Origin of the sequence: Streptomyces sp. NPDC059080, from assembly GCF_042739975.1 — a bacterium.
In the GTDB taxonomy this organism is placed as follows: domain Bacteria; phylum Actinomycetota; class Actinomycetes; order Streptomycetales; family Streptomycetaceae; genus Streptomyces; species Streptomyces benahoarensis.
In genome coordinates, this window is the sequence record NZ_JBHYGX010000004.1 from 262218 (window position 1) to 280798 (window position 18581).

Genomic DNA, 18581 nt, shown 5'->3' on the forward strand with positions numbered 1-18581 from the left:
GGGCGCGCCCGCCCCCTCCCCCCACCGCCGCGCCCCCCGCTGTCTCGGGGGGGGGGGCCCCCGCGGGGGGGGGGGGGGCGGGCCCCCCCCCCCCCGGGGCCCGGTATCTCCCGGAGGCGCCGCCGCCGGTGCGCCTGCCTCAACGACTGCCGCTGAGGCGCTGACTCCGGACTCATCCCCCTAGAGCGCGCCCTCCGGTCCGCCCGCCTCCGCCGCGCCCTCCGGGCTCCCCGCACTCTCGTCGTCCGCCATCTCCGCCGTCTCCGTCAGCGCCGACGTCAGCCAGGTGATCCAGAACGTCTCCAGGTCGATGCCGGCCCGCAGGACCAGTCGTCGCAGCCGGTCGCCGGGGGAGTCGGCCTCCGCGAAGTCGCGTTCCTCGATCGCGGTGTACTCCGCCAACTGCCGCTGGTGCAGGGCGAGATGGCGGCGCAGCTCCTCGTCGAGCCCGTCGCGTCCCACCACGGCCGCGGCCCGTATCCGGAGCAGCAGGGCGTCCCGGGGCGGCTTGGGGTCCTGCTGCCCGGATGCCCACGTGGTCAGCGCGGCGCGGCCGGACGGCAGGACCTCGAACTCCTTCTTCTGCCCGCGGGTCGGCTGCGCGGCCGGGAGTGCGCGGATCAGTCCGGCCGCCTCCAGCTTGCCCAGTTCGCGGTAGATCTGCTGGTGCGTCGCCGACCAGAAATAGCCGATCGACCTGTCGAACCGCCGCGTCAGCTCCAGCCCCGACGACGGCTTCTCCAGCAGGGCGGTGAGGATCGCGTACGGCAGGGACATGGACGCAATCCTAGGCCGGGCCCGGAGCGGACGGGCCGGGCCAGGGCAGGCCAGGGCAGGCCAGGGCAGGCCAGGGCAGGCCAGGGCCAGGCCAGGGCCGGGCCAGGGCCGGAGCCCGCACCCGCCCGGCCCTGGGGCGAGCGGCCCCGCACCGAACCAAGCAGCTGCCCCCCTCACAACCCCGCAGCCACCCGCGTCCCCCCGTCGATCGCGCGCTTCGCGTCGAGTTCGGCCGCCACCTCCGCGCCGCCGATCAGATGGACGGAGTGCCCGGCCCGTACCAGCGCGTCGTACAGGTCGCGCCGCGGTTCCTGGCCGGTGCACAGGACGACCGTGTCCACCGGCAGTACCTGCCGCTGCCCGTCGACCGTCAGGTGCAGCCCCTCGTCGTCGATGCGGTGGTACGTGGCGCCCGCGACCATCGTCACGCCGCGGTGGCGCAGTTCGGTGCGGTGGATCCAGCCGGTGGTCTTCCCGAGGCCCGCGCCGACCTTGGTGGTGCTGCGCTGGAGCAGATGGACCCGGCGCCGCGGCGCGCTCCGCTGCGGTGCGGTCAGCCCGCCCGGGGCGCCGTAGCCGGTGTCGACGCCCCACTGCCGGAAGAAGACCTCCGGGTCACGGCTCGCCGGTTCTCCGCCGTCCGTCAGGAACGCCGTCACGTCGAAGCCGATGCCCCCGGCGCCGATGACCGCGACGCGCTCGCCGACCGGCGCCCCGTCCCGCAGCACATCGAGGTAGCCGAGCACGCTCGGATGGTCGGTGCCGGGGATCGGCGGGGTGCGCGGGGTGACGCCGGTGGCCAGCACGATCTCGTCGTATCCGGCGCCGTCCAGCGTCTCGGCGGTGACGGGCGTACCGAGGCGGACGTCGACCTTCCACCGCTCCAGCGCATGGCGGAAGTACCGCAGCGTCTCGTCGAACTCCTCCTTGCCGGGGATGCGGCGGGCGATGTCGAGCTGTCCGCCGATCGTCGCGGCGGCGTCGAACAGCGTGACGGCGTGGCCGCGTTCCGCCGCCGACACCGCGCAGGCCAGCCCGGCGGGCCCGGCGCCCACCACGGCGATGCGCTTGCGCCGCCGCGTGGGCGACAGCACCAGCTCCGTCTCATGGCAGGCCCGCGGGTTGACCAGACAGGAGGTGATCTTCCCGCTGAAGGTGTGGTCGAGGCACGCCTGGTTGCAGCCGATGCAGGTGTTGATGGCCTCCGGCTCGCCCCGCCCGGCCTTCGCCACGAACTCCGGGTCGGCGAGGAACGGCCGCGCCATCGCGACCATGTCGGCCGCCCCGCCGGACAGCAACTCCTCGGCGACGTCGGGGGTGTTGATGCGGTTGACGGCGACCAGCGGCAGCGACACCGCGCCGCGTACCCGCTGGGTCACCCAGGCGTACGCGCCGCGCGGCACGGAGGTCGCGATGGTCGGGATGCGCGCCTCGTGCCAGCCGATCCCGGTGTTGAGCAGCGTGGCCCCGGCCGCCTCGACCGCCTCGGCCAGCGCGATCACCTCCGGCAGCGTGGAGCCGCCCGGCACCAGGTCGAGCATCGACAGCCGGTAGATGATCAGGAAGTCCGGCCCGACCCGCTCCCGCACCCGGCGGACGATCTCCACCGGGAACCGCATCCGGTTCTCGTACGAGCCGCCCCACCGGTCCGTACGCCGGTTGGTGGCGGTCACCAGGAACTCGTTGATCAGATAGCCCTCGGACCCCATGATCTCGACGCCGTCGTACCCGGCGGACCGCGCCAGCTCCGCGGCGCGCACGAAATCCTCGACGGTCCGCTCCACCTCGTCGTCGGCCAGCGCGTGCGGGGTGAACGGGCTGATCGGCGCCTGGAGCGCGCTCGGCGCCACCAGGTCCGGGTGGTGCGCGTACCGGCCGAAGTGCAGCAGTTGCAGCGCGATCCGGCCGCCCTCGCGGTGCACCGCCTCGGTGATCTGCCGGTGCTCGGCGGCCTGTTCCTCGGTGGTCAGGGTCGCCCCGCCCTCGTACGGCCGCCCGGCGTCGTTGGGCGCGAACCCGCCGGTGACGATCAGCCCGACCCCGCCGCGCGCCCGCTCGGCGTAGAACGCGGCCATCCGCGCGAACCCGCCGGGCGCCTCCTCCAGGCCGAGGTGCATCGACCCCATCAGGACGCGGTTGGGCAGCGTCACGGAGCCCAGCGCGAGCGGGCTCAGCAGATACGGATACGGGCTCGGGCTCATTGGGCCTCCTGGCGCAGCGGCGGTCGTCAGGGACGTTCTAGGGCACCGGAGCGAGTTTATGCAACAAGTTGCATAAAAGAGTGACCCAGGCGACGGCCCGATGCCCCCTCCCGTGTCCGGCCCCGGCGGTGCCCGCATGGCGCCCGCCTCCGGCGCCGCCCGCCCCCGGTGGCCGCGTCCTGTTCGCGCGCCGCAGACGTTCGCTCTCGGACCTGGCGCCGCCCGCCCCGCGCCCTGCCCCACGCGCCCCCGGCGCCCGTGGCCCGCCCGCGCGCCCCCGCCCCCGGCCGCCCGGGGGTGGGGGCGCCGTGGGCCGTCTCACAGTGCACTTCCCGTGCGCGCGGCCCCAACTCGGTTACCTGTCAGTAGAGTTGCCGCACTCCGAGGGGCGGCCAGCGGCGCGCCCCGTACGGGAACGACGACGCGCGCCGTGATGCCCGCCCGCCCGCACACGGAAGGGACCGTATGAGCACACCGCCCATCACGCTCACGCTCGACCACGTGGTCGACACCGACCGCTACCCCCTCGCCGACCCCGGCGCCCCCGCCGCGCGGGCCGTCATCGACCGGGCCCGCCGCGACCTGCGCAGCCACGGCTGCACCGTCCTCGCGGATTTCCTCCGCCCGCCGCAGCGCGACACCCTCCGCGAGGAGTGCGCGGACCTCGCGCCCCGTGCCCACTTCGCCGCCGAGACCGTCAACGTCTACAACATCGCCACCGACGCCCCGCTGCCCGACGGCCACCCCGGCCGCCGCACCTTCCGGCGCGGCAACGCCTTCGTCCCCCGCGACCGCATCCCCGCCGACGCGCTCATCAGCCGCCTCCACACCGACCCGGACGTCCAGGGCTTCCTCGCCGCCTGCTTCGGCTTGTCCCGGCTGCACCCGCTCGCCGACCCGCTCGCCGGACTCGTCCTCAACGTCGTCGAACCGGGCATGGGCCACCCCTGGCACTTCGACACCAACGAGTTCACCGTCAGCATGCTCACCCAGGAGGCCACGGACGGCGGTGACTTCGAGTACTGCCCCGGCATCAGGTCCGCCGACGACGAACGGTTCGACGACGTCCGCACCGTCCTCGACGGCCACGGCGACCACCTGGTCCACCGCCTCCCGCTGCGCCCCGGCGACCTTCAGCTCTTCCGCGGTCGCTACTCCCTGCACCGGGTCAGCCCGGTACGCGGCAGCCGGGCCCGCCACTCCGCGATCTTCGCCTACAGCGAGCGGCCCGGCGTCATCGGCAGCGTCGCCCGCACCCGCCAGCTCTTCGGCCGGGTCCTCCCCGCCCATCTGGCCGCCGCTCGCCGCACCGTCCGCGGCGACACGCTCCTGGACTGACCCAACTCCCGTACGATTCCGGCTCGTTGAGCCCGTTGCCCCGTACGCACCTGTCGAAACGAGAGCCACCATGCCCACACCCGAGGACACCGCACCCGGCACCACCTTCGCCCACGACGACCAGCTCCCGAAGGTGCCGCTGCCCACCCTTGAGGAGAGCTGCGCCCTCTTCCTGGAGTGGTGCCACCCGCTGCTGACCGATGCCGAACGCGCCGCGACCGAGGCCGAGGTGGCGGCCTTCCGCGCCCCCGACGGCCCCGGCCCCACCCTGCACGCCGCCCTCGCCGCCTACGACGCGCTCCCCACCACCCACAGCTGGCTCGACACCTTCTGGCCCTACCGCTACCTGGGCCGCCGCGACCGCATCGCCCTCAACGCCAACTTCTTCTTCCTCTTCCGCGACGAGGAGCCCACCGGGCCCGCCGCCGACCCCCAACTCGACCGCGCCGCCGGTCTCATCGCCGGCGCCCTCCACCACAAGCGCCTCCTCGACGAGGAACGCCTCCCGCCCGTCGTCCAGCGCGGCCGCCCGCAGTCGATGGACCAGCACCGCTACCTCTTCTCCACCACCCGTATCCCCGGCACCGTCCAGGACACCGTCCGCGCCCCGTACTCCGCCGAGTGGCCCGGCCCGTCCCGCGCCCGCCACATCGTGGTCTTCTTCCACGGCCGGATGTTCCGCCTCGACGTCCTCGCCCCCGACGGCACCCCCTACGGGCTCGACGACCTGCGCGCGGGGCTCGACGCCGTACGCGAGGCGGGCGCCGCCCCCGCCGCACCCGGCACCTCCGTCGGCCACCTCACCACCCTGGCCCGCGCCGAATGGGCCGACGCCCGCGCCGCCCTCCTCGCCGACCCCGGCAATGCCGCCGCCCTCGACACCGTCGAAACCGCCCTCTTCTGCGTCTGCCTGGAGGACATCACGCCCGACGGCACCCAGGAGGCGTGCGACGAGCTGCTCCACGGCGACCGCGGCAACCGCTGGTTCGACAAGGCCGTCTCCCTCATCGTCTTCGCCGACGGCCGGGCCGGTATCAACATCGAGCACTGCGAACTCGACGGCACCACCGTCCTCGCCTTCGTCGACGGCCTGCTCGCCACCACCCCCGAGGACCACGCCCGCCTCGCCGGCGCCCGCACCCAGGGCCCGCCCGCGCCGTCCCCGCTCACCTTCACCACCGACGACGCCACCCGCGCCCGTATCCGCGCCGCCGCCGACGCCTTCACCGCGTACGGCCGCGCCACCGCCACCCGCACCGTCGCCTTAGACGACTTCGGCGCCGACACCGCCAAGGCCCTCGGCGTCTCACCGGACGCCTTCGTCCAGCTCGCGTACCAACTCGCCCACCACCGCGCCAAGGGCCACCTGGGCGCCACCTACGAATCGATCGCCACCCGGCAGTGGCGGCGCGGCCGCACCGAGGCGATGCGGGTGGTCACCGAGGAGATCCAGCACTTCGTGGCCGCCATGGAGGACCCGGCCACCGACCGCACCACCCGCCGCACCGCCTTCCGCGCCGCCGCCGAGGCCCACGTCACCCGTGCCAGGGACTGCCAGGCGGGCCACGCCCCCGAACAGCACCTGTGGGAACTGGAGCTGATCCAGCGCCGCCGCGGCCCGGAACTCGGCCTCCCCGACCAGCCCGCCCTCTACCGCTCCCCGGGCTGGCTGACCATGCGCGACGACTACCTCAGCACCAGCTCCGCCCCCTCCGTCCACATCCAGTACTTCGGCTTCGGCTCCACCAGCAGCCGCTGCATCGGCGTCGCCTACGTCCTCCTCCCCGACCGCTTCCACCTCTACCTCAGCACCCCGGAGACGGTCGCGGCCTCCATGCACGCGTTCGCGGAGGAGCTCCGGGGGGCGGTGGCGGAGCTGCGGGAGCTGATGGGGGAGGGGTAACCCGGGGGCCTGATCAGGCCGGTCGCTCTCTCGGCGGGTGCCGCATCTCACCGTGCGGCGCCCGCCCGCCCTCCTTACTTCAGCAACCGCGACATCCGCCGGTCCGCCAGCACCTTCCCGCCCGTCTGGCACGTAGGGCAGTACTGCATCGACCGGTCCCGGTAGACCACCTCCCGCACCGTGTCCCCGCACACCGGACACGCCTGACCGGTCCGCCCGTGCACCCGCATCCCGCTCTTCTTCTCCGCCTTCAGCTTCCCCGGCTCCAGTCCGCCCGACCGCGCCACCGCGTCCGTCAGCGTCGTCCCGATCGCCGCGTACAGCAGATCGGTCTCCTCCTCCGACAGCGCCGCCGCCGCCTTGAACGGCGACATCCGGGCGACGTGCAGAATCTCGTCCGAGTACGCGTTCCCGATCCCGGCCAGCACACCCTGATCCCGCAGTACGCCCTTGACCTGCCGCCGCTCCCCGGCCAGCATCCGCCCGAACGCCTCCCGGGTGAAGGCGTCCCCGAGCGGATCCGGCCCCAGCCGCGCCACCCCGGGCACCTCCCGCGGATCCCGCACCACATACACCGCCACCTGCTTACGGGTCCCCGCCTCCGTCACGTCGAACCCGCCGCCCTCCACCAGCCGCACCCGCAACGCCAGGGGCCCCTTCCCCGGCCGCGGCGGCACCGCCGGCACCTCCTCCCGCCACCGCACCCACCCGGCGCGCCCCAAATGCATCACCAGCCGCAGCCCCCCGACCCCCACATCCAGAAACTTCCCCCACCGCACGACGCCCCCGCACACCCGCCCCTCCAGCTCCGTCACCGCGGGCTCATACGTCTTGAGCACACTGACCGCCACCGGAAACACCCGGTCCACGGTCCTCCCCTCGACCCGCCCCCGCAGGTACCGAACAAGCGACTCGACTTCTGGCAATTCGGGCATGGGGTCAGTGTGCCGCGTACGGGGCCGTACGGCCCGGCCGGAGCGGCGCCCGGCCGGGGAACGACCACCCGCCCGGGGCGACGGGCGCATGTGCCGCCGCCGTGTGCCCGCCGTGTACTCGGACATACTCATGCAGGAGTCGTCCGGGTGCAGCCGGAGACCGGTCGAAGGGGGCGCATGCCGGTGGACGAGCGAAGCGTTCACAACGACGTCAGCGGGCAGGTCCTGGGCCCCAGCGTGCAGGCAGGGATCATCCACGGCGATGTGTACATCGGGAGTCAGCAGCCGGTCCTCCCGCCGATACCGTGGCAGTTACCACCCGCCGTGCCGCTCACCGACCGTTCGGACGAGCTGCTGTTCCTCAAGCGCCGCCGCGATCGCTGCCTCCACCGCGGGCATCCCTTCCTGGCGGCGATCAGCGGCCTGGGCGGAGTCGGCAAGACCGCCCTCGCCCTGGGCTGGCTGCACGCCCTGCGACCGTCCCTTCCCGGCGGACAGCTCTTCGCCGATCTGGGCGCGCGGTCGCCGAGCGGCCCGGTCGACCCGGCGGAGACGCTCAGCCGCTTCCTGCGCGGACTCGGCACCCCGCCGCAGCAGGTGCCGCACACCCTCGCCGAACGCGCGGCGCTGTACCGCTCCCTGACCTCCCGCCGCCCGGTCGCGGTGCTGCTCGACGACGCCGAGAGCGCGGCACACGTCCGCCCGCTGCTGCCCGGCGGGGACAGCGTCACCCTCGTCACCAGCCGCGGACGCATGACCGGCCTCACCCTCGAAGGCGGCCACCAGCTCCACCTCGAACCGCTCGCACCGGACGACGCCGTGCAGCTGCTCGCGGACACCCTCGGGGACCGCCGCGTGGCCGAACGCCCCGACGACGCCCACGCCCTGGTTGCTCTCTGCGCCGGTCTCCCGCTCGCCGTCCGCCTCGTCGCCGCACGCCTCGCCGCCCGGCCGCGGCGCAGCATCGCCATGATGGTCGGCGCCCTGTCCGAGGAACGCGGACGCCTCGACGCCCTGGCCATCGACGGGGACCGCAGCGTGCGCGCCGCCCTGGACCTGTCCTACCGCGGCCTGCCCGCCGAGGCCGCCCGGCTCTACCGGCTGCTCGGCACCCACCCGGGCAGACACTTCGACGACGGCCTCGCGGCGGCCCTGCTGGCCCCCACCGGGGCGACGGTCGGCGAGGCCGCGGACCTCCTCGACGTCCTCCACGACACCCATCTGCTCACCGAAACGGGTGAGGACCGCTACCGCTTCCACGACCTCGTACGGCTGCACGCCCTGGCGCGGGCCGAGGAGGACGAACCGGCGGCCGAACGCGACGGGGCGCTGCGCCGCATCGCCGGGCACTACCTCGCCCTCGCCACCCGCGCGGAGCACGCCATCGAGCCGCGGCGGCCCACCCTGGAGCGCGACCCGGCCTCCCGGCAGGCGGACTCCGCGCCGTTCGGCGACGGGGACGCGGAGGCGGCGCTGGACTGGCTGGAGCGGGAACTTCCCGACCTCGTCGCGGTCATCCGGCGCGTCGGAACCACCGATTTCCCGTGGTTCAGCTGGCAGTTGGCCGACGCCCTGTGGCCGCTCTTCCCGCGCCGCAAGCACTACGACCACTGGCGCACCGTGCACGGCGAAGGGCTGGCGGCGGCCGAGGCGTACGGGGACCGGGCGGCGCAGGCCAGGATGCTGACCTCCGGTGGCCTGGGCGAGCTCGGACGCGGCGAGCACGACCGGGCCCTGGAGATGTTCGAGGCGGCGGCGGGGATCCTGGACCGGGACGGCGACGCCCTGGGGCGCGCCCGGACGCTCAACTACCGCGGCCTCGCCCTCCAGCGGCGCGGCGAACCGGAGGCGGCCGCGGCCCTGTTCGCCCGCGCCGCGACCGAGCTGCCCCGTCACGGAGACCCGCGCGCCGGTGGCCTGGCCCGCCTCAACGCCGCGGGCATCGCCCTCGACGCCGCCCGCCCGGAGGAGGCCGCGGCCGCCGCCAGGGCGGCACGCGACGTGCTGCGCGAGGCGGGCGACCCGTACAACGCGGCCCGCGCGACCACCCTCCTCGGCCGGGCCCGGCTGCTCGCCGGGGCGGCGGAGGAGGCGGCGGGCCTGCTCTCCGAGGCGCTGGCCGTGCTCCGTGGCGTCGACGCGGGCTACGAGGTCGCGCGGGCCCTGGAGGCCCTGGCCGAGATCGCCGGGGACCGCGGGGAGACCCCCGTGGCCAGGGCCCGCTACGCGGAGGCGCTGGACCTCTACGTCGGCGTGAACCGCCCGGAGCGCGCCGACGCCGTACGCGCCCGGCTGGCCGCGCTCGACGCCGCCGGCTGACCGGCCGGCGCCGCCCGCACCGCCGCCAGCGCCCGCACCGGCAGGCCGGCCACCAGCCAGGCGTGCGCCAGAGAGGCCCACACCTCCCACGGCGCCACGGCGGCGTGCCCGGAGCCCAGCTCCACCCAGGCGTCCCGCCGCGGACCGCACCGCATCCGGCATTCCGTGGGCCCTTGGGGGAGGGCCAGTACGGCGGCCCCGGGCGCGAGGTGCGCCGCCCCGGCCCGTCCGGGGTCCCGTACCACCAGCACATCGGCGAGCAGCGGCCACGGGCGCGGCGCCGGAGGCGCGACGCGCAGATGGTGATCGGTCACCCGCCCGCCGTCCGGCAGCCGGAGCCGCACCGCCGCCCGCACCGCCGTCACGGCCTCGGGCACCGGCGTCTCCCCGACGGCGGCGAGCAGCACACCGCCGTCGGGTCCGTGGAGGCTCAGCCACCGCGCCGTCATGTCTCCGCCCCGCCCGGTACGCGGAAGTCCAGGGTGACCGGCAGCGACGCCGTCTCCGGCACCAGCCGCGCGGCCGGTGCCCGCAGCCGCAGCGTCCGGTAGATCAGCGACCGCATCCGCCGGGCGAACCGTCCGGGCTCCGACGTGAGCCGGGCGGCCACCCGTGCGTACAGCTCCGGCCGTGCCGCCGCGGCCGGAGCGCGCAGCTGCCGCCGCAGGGGACGGTCGGCCCGCAACCGGGGCGCGAAGGACCGCAGCTCGGCCATGGGGGATCCCGGGTCGAGCTCCGCCTTCGCCGAGCCCGTGGTCAGCACCCGGGCGCCGGTCATCGTCCCGTAGAGGGCGGCGGAGCCGTGGTCCCCGACGATGATGTCGGACGCGACGACCGCGCCGCACCAGTCCGAGTACTGGCTGATCACCTGCACCCCGGCGCGTCCGAGCCGGGTCAGCCAGCTCTTGATCTGCCACTCGCCGTGCGCGTTCCAGACGTTCGGGTGCAGCATCAGCGCGATGCTGTACTCGTCGCGCGAAAGATCCGCCGCCAGCCGCTCCAGTAACTCCCACTCCTCGCCCAGCAGCGACTGCGGACCCCACGTGGAGCAGGCGAGCAGCAGCTCCTGGTGCGCCCCGGTGCGCAGCGCCTTCCGGTACAGCGCCCGCGAGGGCATGCTCGCCCTGATCCGGTCGTAGCAGGGGTCCCCGACCACATGGGCCGCCGGTACCGCCTCCGGGCACTCGCGGCCGAGCCTGGCCAGCTCCTCGGCGTGGGAGAGCACGATCGCCGCCGGGATGACGGCGCCGTCCCGGACCAGCCGTTGCCTGCTGAGCCCGTAGACACCGCGCTCCGCCGGACCGGCCGCCGGGGCGGCGTGCCCGGCCGGCGAGGACACGACCTTGTTGTGCCCCACGCCGTGCGGCAGCACGATCACCGGCGCGTGCAGCTCGTGCAGGCTGCCGTGGCTGGCCGCCAGCGCCAGGTCGAACGGGATGTTCACCGCCTGCGCCCAGGGCAGCACCAGCGCCCGGGTGCCCTCCAGGAAGGCGTCCACGCCGTGGCTGAAGACGTCGGGTGCGACGGTGAAGATCACCTGCACCCGGGGGTCGCCGTCGAGCAGCCGCACCGCGTCCAGCAGCCGCTGCCCCGCGGTGACCGTGTGCACCACCGCGAGGATCTTCTTCCGGACCTTGCGGGTGGCCCACCGTTCGACGTCCAGCCGCAGCGGCACATGCCGCCACTCGAATCCCGATACCGTCACGCTCATGCGAACTCCCCCATGTCCCGGCCGAGTTGACCGGCCCCTGTGATGTGGTCGCGGTATCCGCCCCCGTCGGCCGGCCCCGCGTGTGCGACCCGTTCCGCCGCGGTGCCCACTGTGCGGGGGAGACCTGCCACCGGGCCTGCAGAATCCTTGTACGGTTCCTGAGCCGCCGGTCAGCGCCGTGCGGAAGCTGCCAACGGCACGTGCGCCCCTGGCGCGACGGTGCGCCCCTGCCCGCCCCCTCCGGTCCCTCCGGTGCCGGGCAACAGTGAGAAGAGCCTTGCTCAGGTGCCCGGTGACCTCCGGGCGGGGGTGGGAAGGCGAACCATCAGGGGGCGATGGTGGAACTTCTGTTGCTGGGGCCGCTCGAACTGTGGCACGACGGCCGCCAGTGGCCGATCGGCTCACCCAAGGCGCGCCATGTGCTCGCCTCCCTGCTGTACGCGCAGGGCGAGCCGGTGGGCGTGGAGACACTCCTGGACCGCGTCTGGGACGAGGGCGACACCCTGGACTCTCCCGTGGCCACCCTGCAGAGCTATCTGTCGCGGCTGCGCACCCAGCTGACCAAGGCGGTCGGCGACCGGGCCCGCATCGATCTCGTCTCCCCGCGCCGCTACCGGCTCCGCGTCGCGGACCCCGACGACATCGACCTCTACCGCCTGCGACGGATCCGCGCCGAGGCACGCGCGGCGGTGGCCCACGGGGACCGGGAGGCCGCCGTCGCCCAGCTGTGGCGCGCCCAGGCGCTGTGGCGGGGGGAGCCGCTCGCCGAGTTCCCCGGAGCCTGGGCCGCGGCGGCGGGCGCCCGGCTCACCGAGGACCGCCGCTCCCTCCAGGAGGAACGCATCCGCCTGGAGCTGGAACTGGGCCGCCACACCGACCTCATCGGCGAACTCCGCGACCTCGTGGCGGAGAACCCGCTGGCCCAGAGGGCCGTCGCCGCCCTGATGCTGGCGCTCTACCGCTCCGGCCGCGACGGCGAGGCCCTGGAGCTGTACGGCACCACCCGGCGCCGACTCGACGACCAGCTCGGCATCGACCCCGGAGCCGACCTGCGGACCCTCCAGCGCCGCATCCTCGCGCAGGACACCGTGCTGGACGCGCCCCCGCCGCCGGCGGTACCCACCGCACGCCTCGGACAGACACCCGCCGCGGCGCCGCGCCCCGGGGTGAGCAGCACCCTGCCCCGCGACACCAAGGACTTCACCGGCCGCACCGGCGAACTGCGCACCCTGCTCGCCACCCCGGTGCGTGAGGGCCACGCCACCGCCCTGCCGCTGTCCGTCGTGCACGGCATGCCCGGGGTGGGCAAGACCGCCCTCATCATCCACGCGGCCCACCGCCTGCGCACCAGTTACCCGGACGGCCTGTTCTACGTCGACCTCCGCGCCTACAGCGACCAGCCTGCGTACGAACCCGCCGAGGCGCTCGCCTTCCTCCTGCGCAGCGCCGGTGTCCCCGATCCGCTCCCGGCCACCCTCGACGAACGGGTGGCCCGCTGGCGGGAGTGGACCGCCCACCGGCGGGTGCTGGTCGTGCTGGACAACGCCAGGGACGCCGACCAGATCGTCCCGCTGCTCCCCGGCGCCGCGAGCTGCCGGGCGATCGTGGCCAGCCGCAACCGCTTCGCCGAACTGGACGGCGCCACCCCCCTGCTGCTCCACGAACTCTCGCTCTCCGAGGCGTCCGCCCTGTTCACCCGGGTCGCCGGCCGGAGCCGCTCCTCGGATGCCGCGGCCCTCCGCCGCATCATGCGGATCTGCGGCGGCCACCCGCTCACCCTGCAACTCCTCGCCGGCCGATTACGGCACCGGGACACCTGGGACCTGGAGTACGTCGCCGGACGCCTGGCCCGGGCCGCCGACCCCCTGGACGAGGTCGGCGAACGCGTCACGGCGGCCTTCCAGCTCTCCTTCGCCGAACTCCGCCCGGCGGCCCGGCGGCTCTTCCGGTACGCCGCGCTGCACCCGGGACCGGACCTCACCGTCGACGCGGCGGCGGCCCTGTGCGCCGCGCCGCCGGAGGAGATCCGCCGCGCCGCCGACGAGCTGCTGGACCGGCACCTCGTCGAGGAACCCGTACGCGACCGCCTCCAACTCCACGACCTGTTACGGGCGTTCGGCCGCCGCCTGTGCCGCGTGGAGGTACCCCGGTACGCGCGCCGCCGGGCGCTGGGCGGGCTCCTGTCGTACTACCTGACGGCTGCCGACCGCGCGGAGCGAGCCGCCCACCCGGGGCGGCGGCGGGCCCTCGCCCTCGACCGGGAGTCCCCCTACGCGCCGGACTTCGCCGCGACCGGCGACGGCGCCGCGGACCGCGCCACCGTGTGGCTCACCGTGGAACGCGCCAACCTCCTGGCCGCGGCGCGCACCGCGGCCGCCGAATTCCCGGAATTCGCCGTCCTGTTCCCGCTCGCCCTCGTCCACTCCCTCAAGCTCTGGGGCGTCCGGGAGGTCGCGGCGGAGCTGCTGGACGCCGCCGTCACCCTGCTGCGGGGCACCGACGACCCGGCCGCGCTGGCCCGGTCCCTGGTGGCGCGCGCCGACGTCCTGGCCCAGACGGACCACGCACAGGCCCTGAGCTGCGCCGCCGAGGCGTACGCGCTCTTCGAGACCGTCCGCGACGACCACGGCCGCGCCGACGCCTCCCTGCAGACCGGCCGGGCACATCTGGCGGCCGGCCGCGACGGCGACTGCCTGCGCGCACTGGAACGGGCGCGGGAGCTCTACCGGGGGACCGGCGACCGGTACGGGGTGGCCGAGAGCCTCAACGTCCAGGGCGCCTCGCTGATCTTCGGGGCCGACTACCCGCGGGCGATGCGCTGCTTCGTCGCGATGCTGGACATCCACCGTGGTCTGGGGGACCTGCACGGCCAGGCCAAGGCCCTCAACAATATGGGCGAAATCCACTCGCACGAGGGCAGAAGGGGACAGGCTCTGCATCACTACGAGCAGTCCCTGAAGCTGGTCCAGAGCTTCGGCGGACGGCAGGAGGCCGCGATCCTCGACATCAACCTCGGCGGGGTCCATCTGGGCCTGGGCCAGCTCGACCAGGCCCAGGCGTTCTTCCGCCGGGCCCTGTCCAGCAACCGCGCACGCGGCGACGCCGTCGGGGAGATGAACTCACTGATCGGACTGGGCCGGGTGCACGCCGCGGCCGGCCGGACGGAAGAGGCGATGCGCCACCTCCGCACCGCGGAGGATCTGGCACTGCGCCTCGGCAACGTCTACGAGCGGCAACGCGCCATGGTGGGCCGGGCCGATGCCCACCGGCTGGCCGGGGAATGCGCGACGGCCCTGGAAACCTACGACCGCGCCCGCCGCCTCGCCGAGGATTTCGCCTTCCGGCGCGGAGTCGCCGACGCCCTGGCCGGAATCGCCCGCACCCACCTGCAACTGCGGGACAACGAAACGGCCCGCTCCTACGCGGAACGGGCCCTGATGCTCTTGCACCGCCTGGGCGCCCGAGGCGAGGCCGAATCCCTCCGCCGCCTCCTCGGCCGCCAGCGCCCCTCGGCTCCCGGCCCGACGTCACACGGCCGGGAGCCGAGGGCCGACGGGGCCTAGCGGACGGAAATTGCCGGGCTCGCGCCCGTCACCACATCACCTGGCCCGGGAAGCAGGCTGCCGACTTCTGGACGGAGGGGGTCACGGCTGTGGGGGTGGCGGACGCGGAGGCCGTCGAGATGCTGAGCATCGCCACTGCGGTGGCGACGCAGAAGAATATGCGTTTCAAAAGTGAACGACTTTCGATGCGAATTGATTGGGAAGTGTGTCGAGAAGGGAAGCGTCATGCGCCTCCTTGATCACCGGCGAGGGACGTCAACTTACCTGATCAATTCCCGCCTAGCGAACGGGAGTTCGCATATGGCCATGGCATATTTAATCCTCGGGTCACACGCCCCAACGGCGAAGGGCCACCCCCATCAGGGGTGGCCCTCCACCATGAAACCGTTACCCACCGAGGCTCGTCGGAGCCCCCGGCGGCCGCTTACAGGTCGTAGTAAAGCTCGAACTCGTGCGGGTGCGGCCGGAGCTGGATCGGGGCGATTTCGTGGGTGCGCTTGTAGTCGATCCAGGTTTCGATCAGGTCGGAGGTGAAGACGCCGCCCTGCTGGAGGTACTCGTTGTCGGCCTCCAGGGCCTCAAGGACGGCCGGGAGGGAGGTCGGGACCTGCTGGACGCTCGCGTGCTCCTCGGGGGCCAGCTCGTAGAGGTCCTTGTCGATCGGCTCGGCCGGCTCGATCTTGTTCTTGATGCCGTCCAGGCCCGCGAGGAGGAGCGCGGAGAACGCCAGGTACGGGTTGGACGACGGGTCCGGCGCGCGGAACTCGACGCGCTTGGCCTTCGGGTTGGCGCCCGTGATCGGGATGCGCATCGCGGCGGAACGGTTGCGCTGCGAGTACACCATGTTGACCGGGGCCTCGAAACCGGGGACCAGGCGGTGGTAGGAGTTCACCGTCGGGTTGGTGAAGGCCAGCAGCGACGGGGCGTGCTTGAGGATGCCGCCGATGTAGTAGCGGGCGGTGTCGGAGAGGCCCGCGTAGCCCTGCTCGTCGTAGAAGAGCGGGTTGCCGCCCTGCCACAGGGACTGGTGGACGTGCATACCGGAGCCGTTGTCACCGAAGATCGGCTTGGGCATGAAGGTCGCGGTCTTGCCGTTGCGCCAGGCGACGTTCTTCACGATGTACTTGAAGAGCATCAGGTCGTCGGCGGCGGCGAGCAGCGTGTTGAACTTGTAGTTGATCTCCGCCTGGCCGCCGGTGCCGACCTCGTGGTGCTGGCGCTCGATCTCCAGCCCGGCGGCCTCCAGCTCCAGCGACATCTCGGCGCGCAGATCGGCGTGGTGGTCGACCGGCGGGACGGGGAAGTAGCCGCCCTTGTAGCGGACCTTGTAGCCGCGGTTGTTCTCCTCGGAACCGGTGTTCCACGCGCCGGACTCGGCGTCGATGTGGTAGAAGGACTGGTTCGCGGAGGTGTCGAAGCGCACCGAGTCGAAGACGTAGAACTCCGCCTCGGGGCCGAAGTAGGCGGTGTCGGCGATGCCGGTGGAGGCGAGGTACGCCTCGGCCTTCTTGGCGATGTTCCGAGGGTCGCGGCTGTACTGCTCGCCGGTGATCGGGTCGTGGATGAAGAAGTTGATGTTGAGGGTCTTGTCGCGGCGGAACGGGTCCAGCCGGGCCGTCGACAGGTCGGCGCGGAGCGACATGTCGGACTCGTGGATCGCCTGGAAGCCGCGGATCGAGGAGCCGTCGAACGCCAGTTCCTCGTCCGGGTCGAACGCCTTCGCCGGGATCGTGACGTGCTGCATCACACCGGGCAGGTCGCAGAACCGCACGTCGATGAACTTGACGTCCTCGTCGGCGAGGTATTTCTTCGCGTCGTCGGCGTTCTGGAACATCCCTACTCCTCCTCGCCCGGTCGCCGGTCGGCGGACGCGGGGCTGATGCACGGAGCGCGACCCTTTGGAGTGGCGCGTTTGCCCGACCATAGGCAGCCGTGATTTCCCGAGCGTGACCCATTTGTTTCGTCGGGGTTAACCGGGATGCGTCCTGCCTTACTACCGATCATGCCTGGTCATGCCGCATTCGGCCCCTCGGAGGCGCCCCTCGGGCGGGGAACGTAGGTGGCCCCAGTACCGTGGACGGGTGGACAACAGGCAAGCAATCGGATCGTGGATCTCCGGGCCCCGCGCGGCGGCCGAGGACATGGGCGTCGAGTTCGCTCACCGCGGGGCGCAGCTCGGATTGCCCGAGGAGGGCCCCGGGTCGATCGCCCGTCCGGGCCGCCGCTTCGCCGCCCTCTTCATCGACTGGGCGCTGTGCATGCTCATCGCGTACGGGCTGCTCAGCGGCGGTCGCACGCAGGCGGCGAGCAACTGGGCGCTGGTCGTCTTCGCGGTCCTGAGCATCCTGACCGTCGGCACCGTCGGCTTCACGCCCGGCAAGCGGCTGCTGGGCCTGCGGGTCGTCGCCGAGGGCGGCGGCCGCCTCTCGCTGCCGCGCGTGGTGGTGCGCACCGTCCTGCTGGTGATCGTCATCCCCGCCGTCATCTGGGACCGCGACGGCCGTGGCCTCCACGACCGCCTGAGCCGCGCGGTGCAGGTCCGCATCTGAGCCCCGGGCGGGCGCGCGCCGCCCGCCGCGCGGACACCTCCGCGTATACGAAGCGGACACCTCCGCGTGTACGAAACGGACGCCTCCGCGTATACGAAATGGCGGCGACGGCCACACAGCCCGTGACCGCCGGACACATACAGAGAACGCCCCGGAGCCTGAGGCTCCGGGGCGTCGTGGTCGGTGGGGGAGGCGGGCCGGGACGCTCAGCGCATCTTGCCGCGGGGCGGGCGGGTACCCATGGGCCCCTTCGGCACCGGCATGTTGCTCATCAGGTCGCCGAGCGCGCGCAGCCGGTCGTTGACGGCGGTGACCTGCGCGCCGGGCAGCACCCGCGGCAGCTTCATCAGCCGGGTGCGGAGCTTCTTCAGCGGGACCTCGCCCTCGCCCTCGCCGACCACGAAGTCGTGCACCGGGGCGTCGGCGACCGTACGGGCCATCCGCTTCTTCTCGGCGGCCAGCAGACCGCGCAGCCGGTTCGGGTTGCCCTCGCCGACCAGCACGATGCCCGCCTTGCCGACGGCGCGATGCACCACGTCCTGGTTACGGTTCATCGCCACCGCGGGGGTGACCGTCCAGCCGCGGACGTTCTCCAGCACCGCGGCGGCCGCGCCCGGCTGGCCCTCCATCTGCCCGAAGGCCGCCCGCTCGGCGCGGCGCCCGAAGACGATCGCCATCGCGAGGAAGGCCAGGACGAAGCCCAGGATGCCCGCGTAGGCGGGATGGCCGATCACGAAGCCGACGGCGAGGAGTACGCCGAACACGACGATGCCCACGCCAGCGACGACAAGACCGACCTTGGAGTCGACCTGACGGGTCATCTTGTAGGTCTGGGCGATCTGCTTCAGCCGCCCGGGGGTGCCGGCGCCAGCGCCGTCTGTGTTTGCCTTCCTCGCCATACCAAGAAGTTTACGTGGCCCGCGGGCGGCGGGTCGCCGCGGCCTCCAGTACGTACTGCGCCTCCTGCCGGTCGCTGGCCCGGCGGCGGTCCTCCAGGACCGAGTTCCAAGCGTTGCGGCGGGCGGTGCGTTGCCCGCCGCCGAGCAGCAGCGCCTCGACGGCGCGGAGTGCTCCGGTGACGGACGGGACGGGACGTGCGGTGGCGCGGAGCGGCGCGGCCTGCATGGTGTGGGTCTCCCTCGGGGAGGTCGGCGGGACGCCCGGGACGGACGCGGTGCGTGGGTCCATCGTCACCGACGGGTGTGACCCGCGGATGACCCGCCGGTCACACCAGGGCGTGACGACGGAGCGGCCCGCGCAACCCCCGGCCTGGGGGAGTGCGGGC

Annotated in this window: 14 protein-coding genes; 5 read left to right on the forward strand and 9 right to left on the reverse strand. The window is 73.6% G+C overall.

Features of this window, described 5'->3' with window-relative positions:
- Positions 1–180 precede the first annotated feature (180 nt).
- Together ACFWWQ_RS04960 and ACFWWQ_RS04965 are read right to left on the reverse strand one after the other, a co-directional pair.
- Positions 181–777, reverse strand: a complete 597-nt coding sequence (locus ACFWWQ_RS04960) for a PadR family transcriptional regulator (RefSeq protein ID WP_384590182.1) — start codon at positions 775–777, stop codon at positions 181–183.
- A gap of 173 nt (positions 778–950) precedes the next feature.
- Complete coding sequence (locus ACFWWQ_RS04965; protein WP_384590185.1) at positions 951–2978, reverse strand: FAD-dependent oxidoreductase; 2028 nt, start codon at positions 2976–2978, stop codon at positions 951–953.
- A 465-nt stretch (positions 2979–3443) separates the two neighbouring features.
- Here ACFWWQ_RS04965 and ACFWWQ_RS04970 point away from each other — a divergent pair, with 465 nt between their 5' ends.
- Positions 3444–4316 carry an arpA protein gene (locus ACFWWQ_RS04970; RefSeq protein WP_384590188.1) on the forward strand — a complete coding sequence of 291 codons (873 nt, stop codon included), beginning with the start codon at positions 3444–3446 and terminating at the stop codon, positions 4314–4316.
- A gap of 70 nt (positions 4317–4386) precedes the next feature.
- Positions 4387–6219 (forward strand): choline/carnitine O-acyltransferase, encoded by a 1833-nt coding sequence (locus ACFWWQ_RS04975; protein ID WP_384590191.1) that lies wholly within the window; start codon positions 4387–4389, stop codon positions 6217–6219.
- A 74-nt stretch (positions 6220–6293) separates the two neighbouring features.
- Here ACFWWQ_RS04975 and ACFWWQ_RS04980 read toward each other — a convergent pair whose 3' ends face one another.
- Positions 6294–7154, reverse strand: coding sequence for an Fpg/Nei family DNA glycosylase (locus tag ACFWWQ_RS04980; RefSeq protein ID WP_384590194.1), 861 nt, complete (start codon positions 7152–7154; stop codon positions 6294–6296).
- 177 nt (positions 7155–7331) lie between these two features.
- On the opposite strand from ACFWWQ_RS04980, the gene ACFWWQ_RS04985 reads away from it, so the two are divergent.
- On the forward strand, positions 7332–9473 hold the full coding sequence (locus ACFWWQ_RS04985) for an NB-ARC domain-containing protein (protein ID WP_384590197.1): 2142 nt from the start codon (positions 7332–7334) through the stop codon (positions 9471–9473).
- Here the strand turns inward: ACFWWQ_RS04985 and ACFWWQ_RS04990 are convergent.
- Together ACFWWQ_RS04990 and ACFWWQ_RS04995 are read right to left on the reverse strand one after the other, a co-directional pair.
- Positions 9398–9922 carry a hypothetical protein gene (locus tag ACFWWQ_RS04990; protein WP_384590200.1) on the reverse strand — a complete coding sequence of 175 codons (525 nt, stop codon included), beginning with the start codon at positions 9920–9922 and terminating at the stop codon, positions 9398–9400. The genes ACFWWQ_RS04985 and ACFWWQ_RS04990 overlap by 76 nt on opposite strands.
- Positions 9919–11184 carry a hypothetical protein gene (locus tag ACFWWQ_RS04995; protein ID WP_384590203.1) on the reverse strand — a complete coding sequence of 422 codons (1266 nt, stop codon included), beginning with the start codon at positions 11182–11184 and terminating at the stop codon, positions 9919–9921. The genes ACFWWQ_RS04990 and ACFWWQ_RS04995 overlap by 4 nt, the downstream gene beginning before the upstream one ends.
- Before the next feature lie 335 nt (positions 11185–11519).
- Between ACFWWQ_RS04995 and ACFWWQ_RS05000 the strand changes: the two genes are divergently transcribed.
- Positions 11520–14747, forward strand: a complete 3228-nt coding sequence (locus tag ACFWWQ_RS05000; protein ID WP_384590206.1) for a BTAD domain-containing putative transcriptional regulator — start codon at positions 11520–11522, stop codon at positions 14745–14747.
- Between the two features lie 28 nt (positions 14748–14775).
- Here the strand turns inward: ACFWWQ_RS05000 and ACFWWQ_RS05005 are convergent, their stop codons facing one another.
- Both ACFWWQ_RS05005 and glnA read right to left on the reverse strand, forming a co-directional pair.
- Positions 14776–14916, reverse strand: a complete 141-nt coding sequence (locus tag ACFWWQ_RS05005; RefSeq protein WP_384590209.1) for a hypothetical protein — start codon at positions 14914–14916, stop codon at positions 14776–14778.
- A 255-nt stretch (positions 14917–15171) separates the two neighbouring features.
- Positions 15172–16581, reverse strand: coding sequence for a type I glutamate--ammonia ligase (glnA, locus tag ACFWWQ_RS05010; RefSeq protein WP_384590212.1), 1410 nt, complete (start codon positions 16579–16581; stop codon positions 15172–15174).
- Positions 16582–16828: 247 nt separating this feature from the next.
- Between glnA and ACFWWQ_RS05015 the strand changes: the two genes are divergently transcribed.
- Entirely contained in the window at positions 16829–17296 is a 468-nt protein-coding gene (locus tag ACFWWQ_RS05015) for an RDD family protein (protein WP_384590215.1), read from the forward strand.
- Between the two features lie 206 nt (positions 17297–17502).
- Here the strand turns inward: ACFWWQ_RS05015 and ACFWWQ_RS05020 are convergent, their stop codons facing one another.
- Positions 17503–18195, reverse strand: a complete 693-nt coding sequence (locus ACFWWQ_RS05020) for a DUF4191 domain-containing protein (RefSeq protein WP_384590217.1) — start codon at positions 18193–18195, stop codon at positions 17503–17505.
- A 10-nt stretch (positions 18196–18205) separates the two neighbouring features.
- On the reverse strand, positions 18206–18421 hold the full coding sequence (locus ACFWWQ_RS05025; protein ID WP_384590310.1) for a hypothetical protein: 216 nt from the start codon (positions 18419–18421) through the stop codon (positions 18206–18208).
- Positions 18422–18581 lie beyond the last annotated feature (160 nt).

Coding starts and splice junctions, on each gene's coding strand:
- ACFWWQ_RS05025 (WP_384590310.1), bottom strand. CDS start 18,421: ATGCAGGCCGCGCCGCTCCGCGCCACCGCACGTCCCGTCCCGTCCGTC.
- ACFWWQ_RS04980 (WP_384590194.1), bottom strand. CDS start 7,154: ATGCCCGAATTGCCAGAAGTCGAGTCGCTTGTTCGGTACCTGCGGGGG.
- ACFWWQ_RS05020 (WP_384590217.1), bottom strand. CDS start 18,195: ATGGCGAGGAAGGCAAACACAGACGGCGCTGGCGCCGGCACCCCCGGG.
- ACFWWQ_RS05000 (WP_384590206.1), top strand. CDS start 11,520: ATGGTGGAACTTCTGTTGCTGGGGCCGCTCGAACTGTGGCACGACGGC.
- ACFWWQ_RS04975 (WP_384590191.1), top strand. CDS start 4,387: ATGCCCACACCCGAGGACACCGCACCCGGCACCACCTTCGCCCACGAC.
- glnA (WP_384590212.1), bottom strand. CDS start 16,581: ATGTTCCAGAACGCCGACGACGCGAAGAAATACCTCGCCGACGAGGAC.
- ACFWWQ_RS04960 (WP_384590182.1), bottom strand. CDS start 777: ATGTCCCTGCCGTACGCGATCCTCACCGCCCTGCTGGAGAAGCCGTCG.
- ACFWWQ_RS04970 (WP_384590188.1), top strand. CDS start 3,444: ATGAGCACACCGCCCATCACGCTCACGCTCGACCACGTGGTCGACACC.
- ACFWWQ_RS04990 (WP_384590200.1), bottom strand. CDS start 9,922: ATGACGGCGCGGTGGCTGAGCCTCCACGGACCCGACGGCGGTGTGCTG.
- ACFWWQ_RS04965 (WP_384590185.1), bottom strand. CDS start 2,978: ATGAGCCCGAGCCCGTATCCGTATCTGCTGAGCCCGCTCGCGCTGGGC.
- ACFWWQ_RS04995 (WP_384590203.1), bottom strand. CDS start 11,184: ATGAGCGTGACGGTATCGGGATTCGAGTGGCGGCATGTGCCGCTGCGG.
- ACFWWQ_RS04985 (WP_384590197.1), top strand. CDS start 7,332: ATGCCGGTGGACGAGCGAAGCGTTCACAACGACGTCAGCGGGCAGGTC.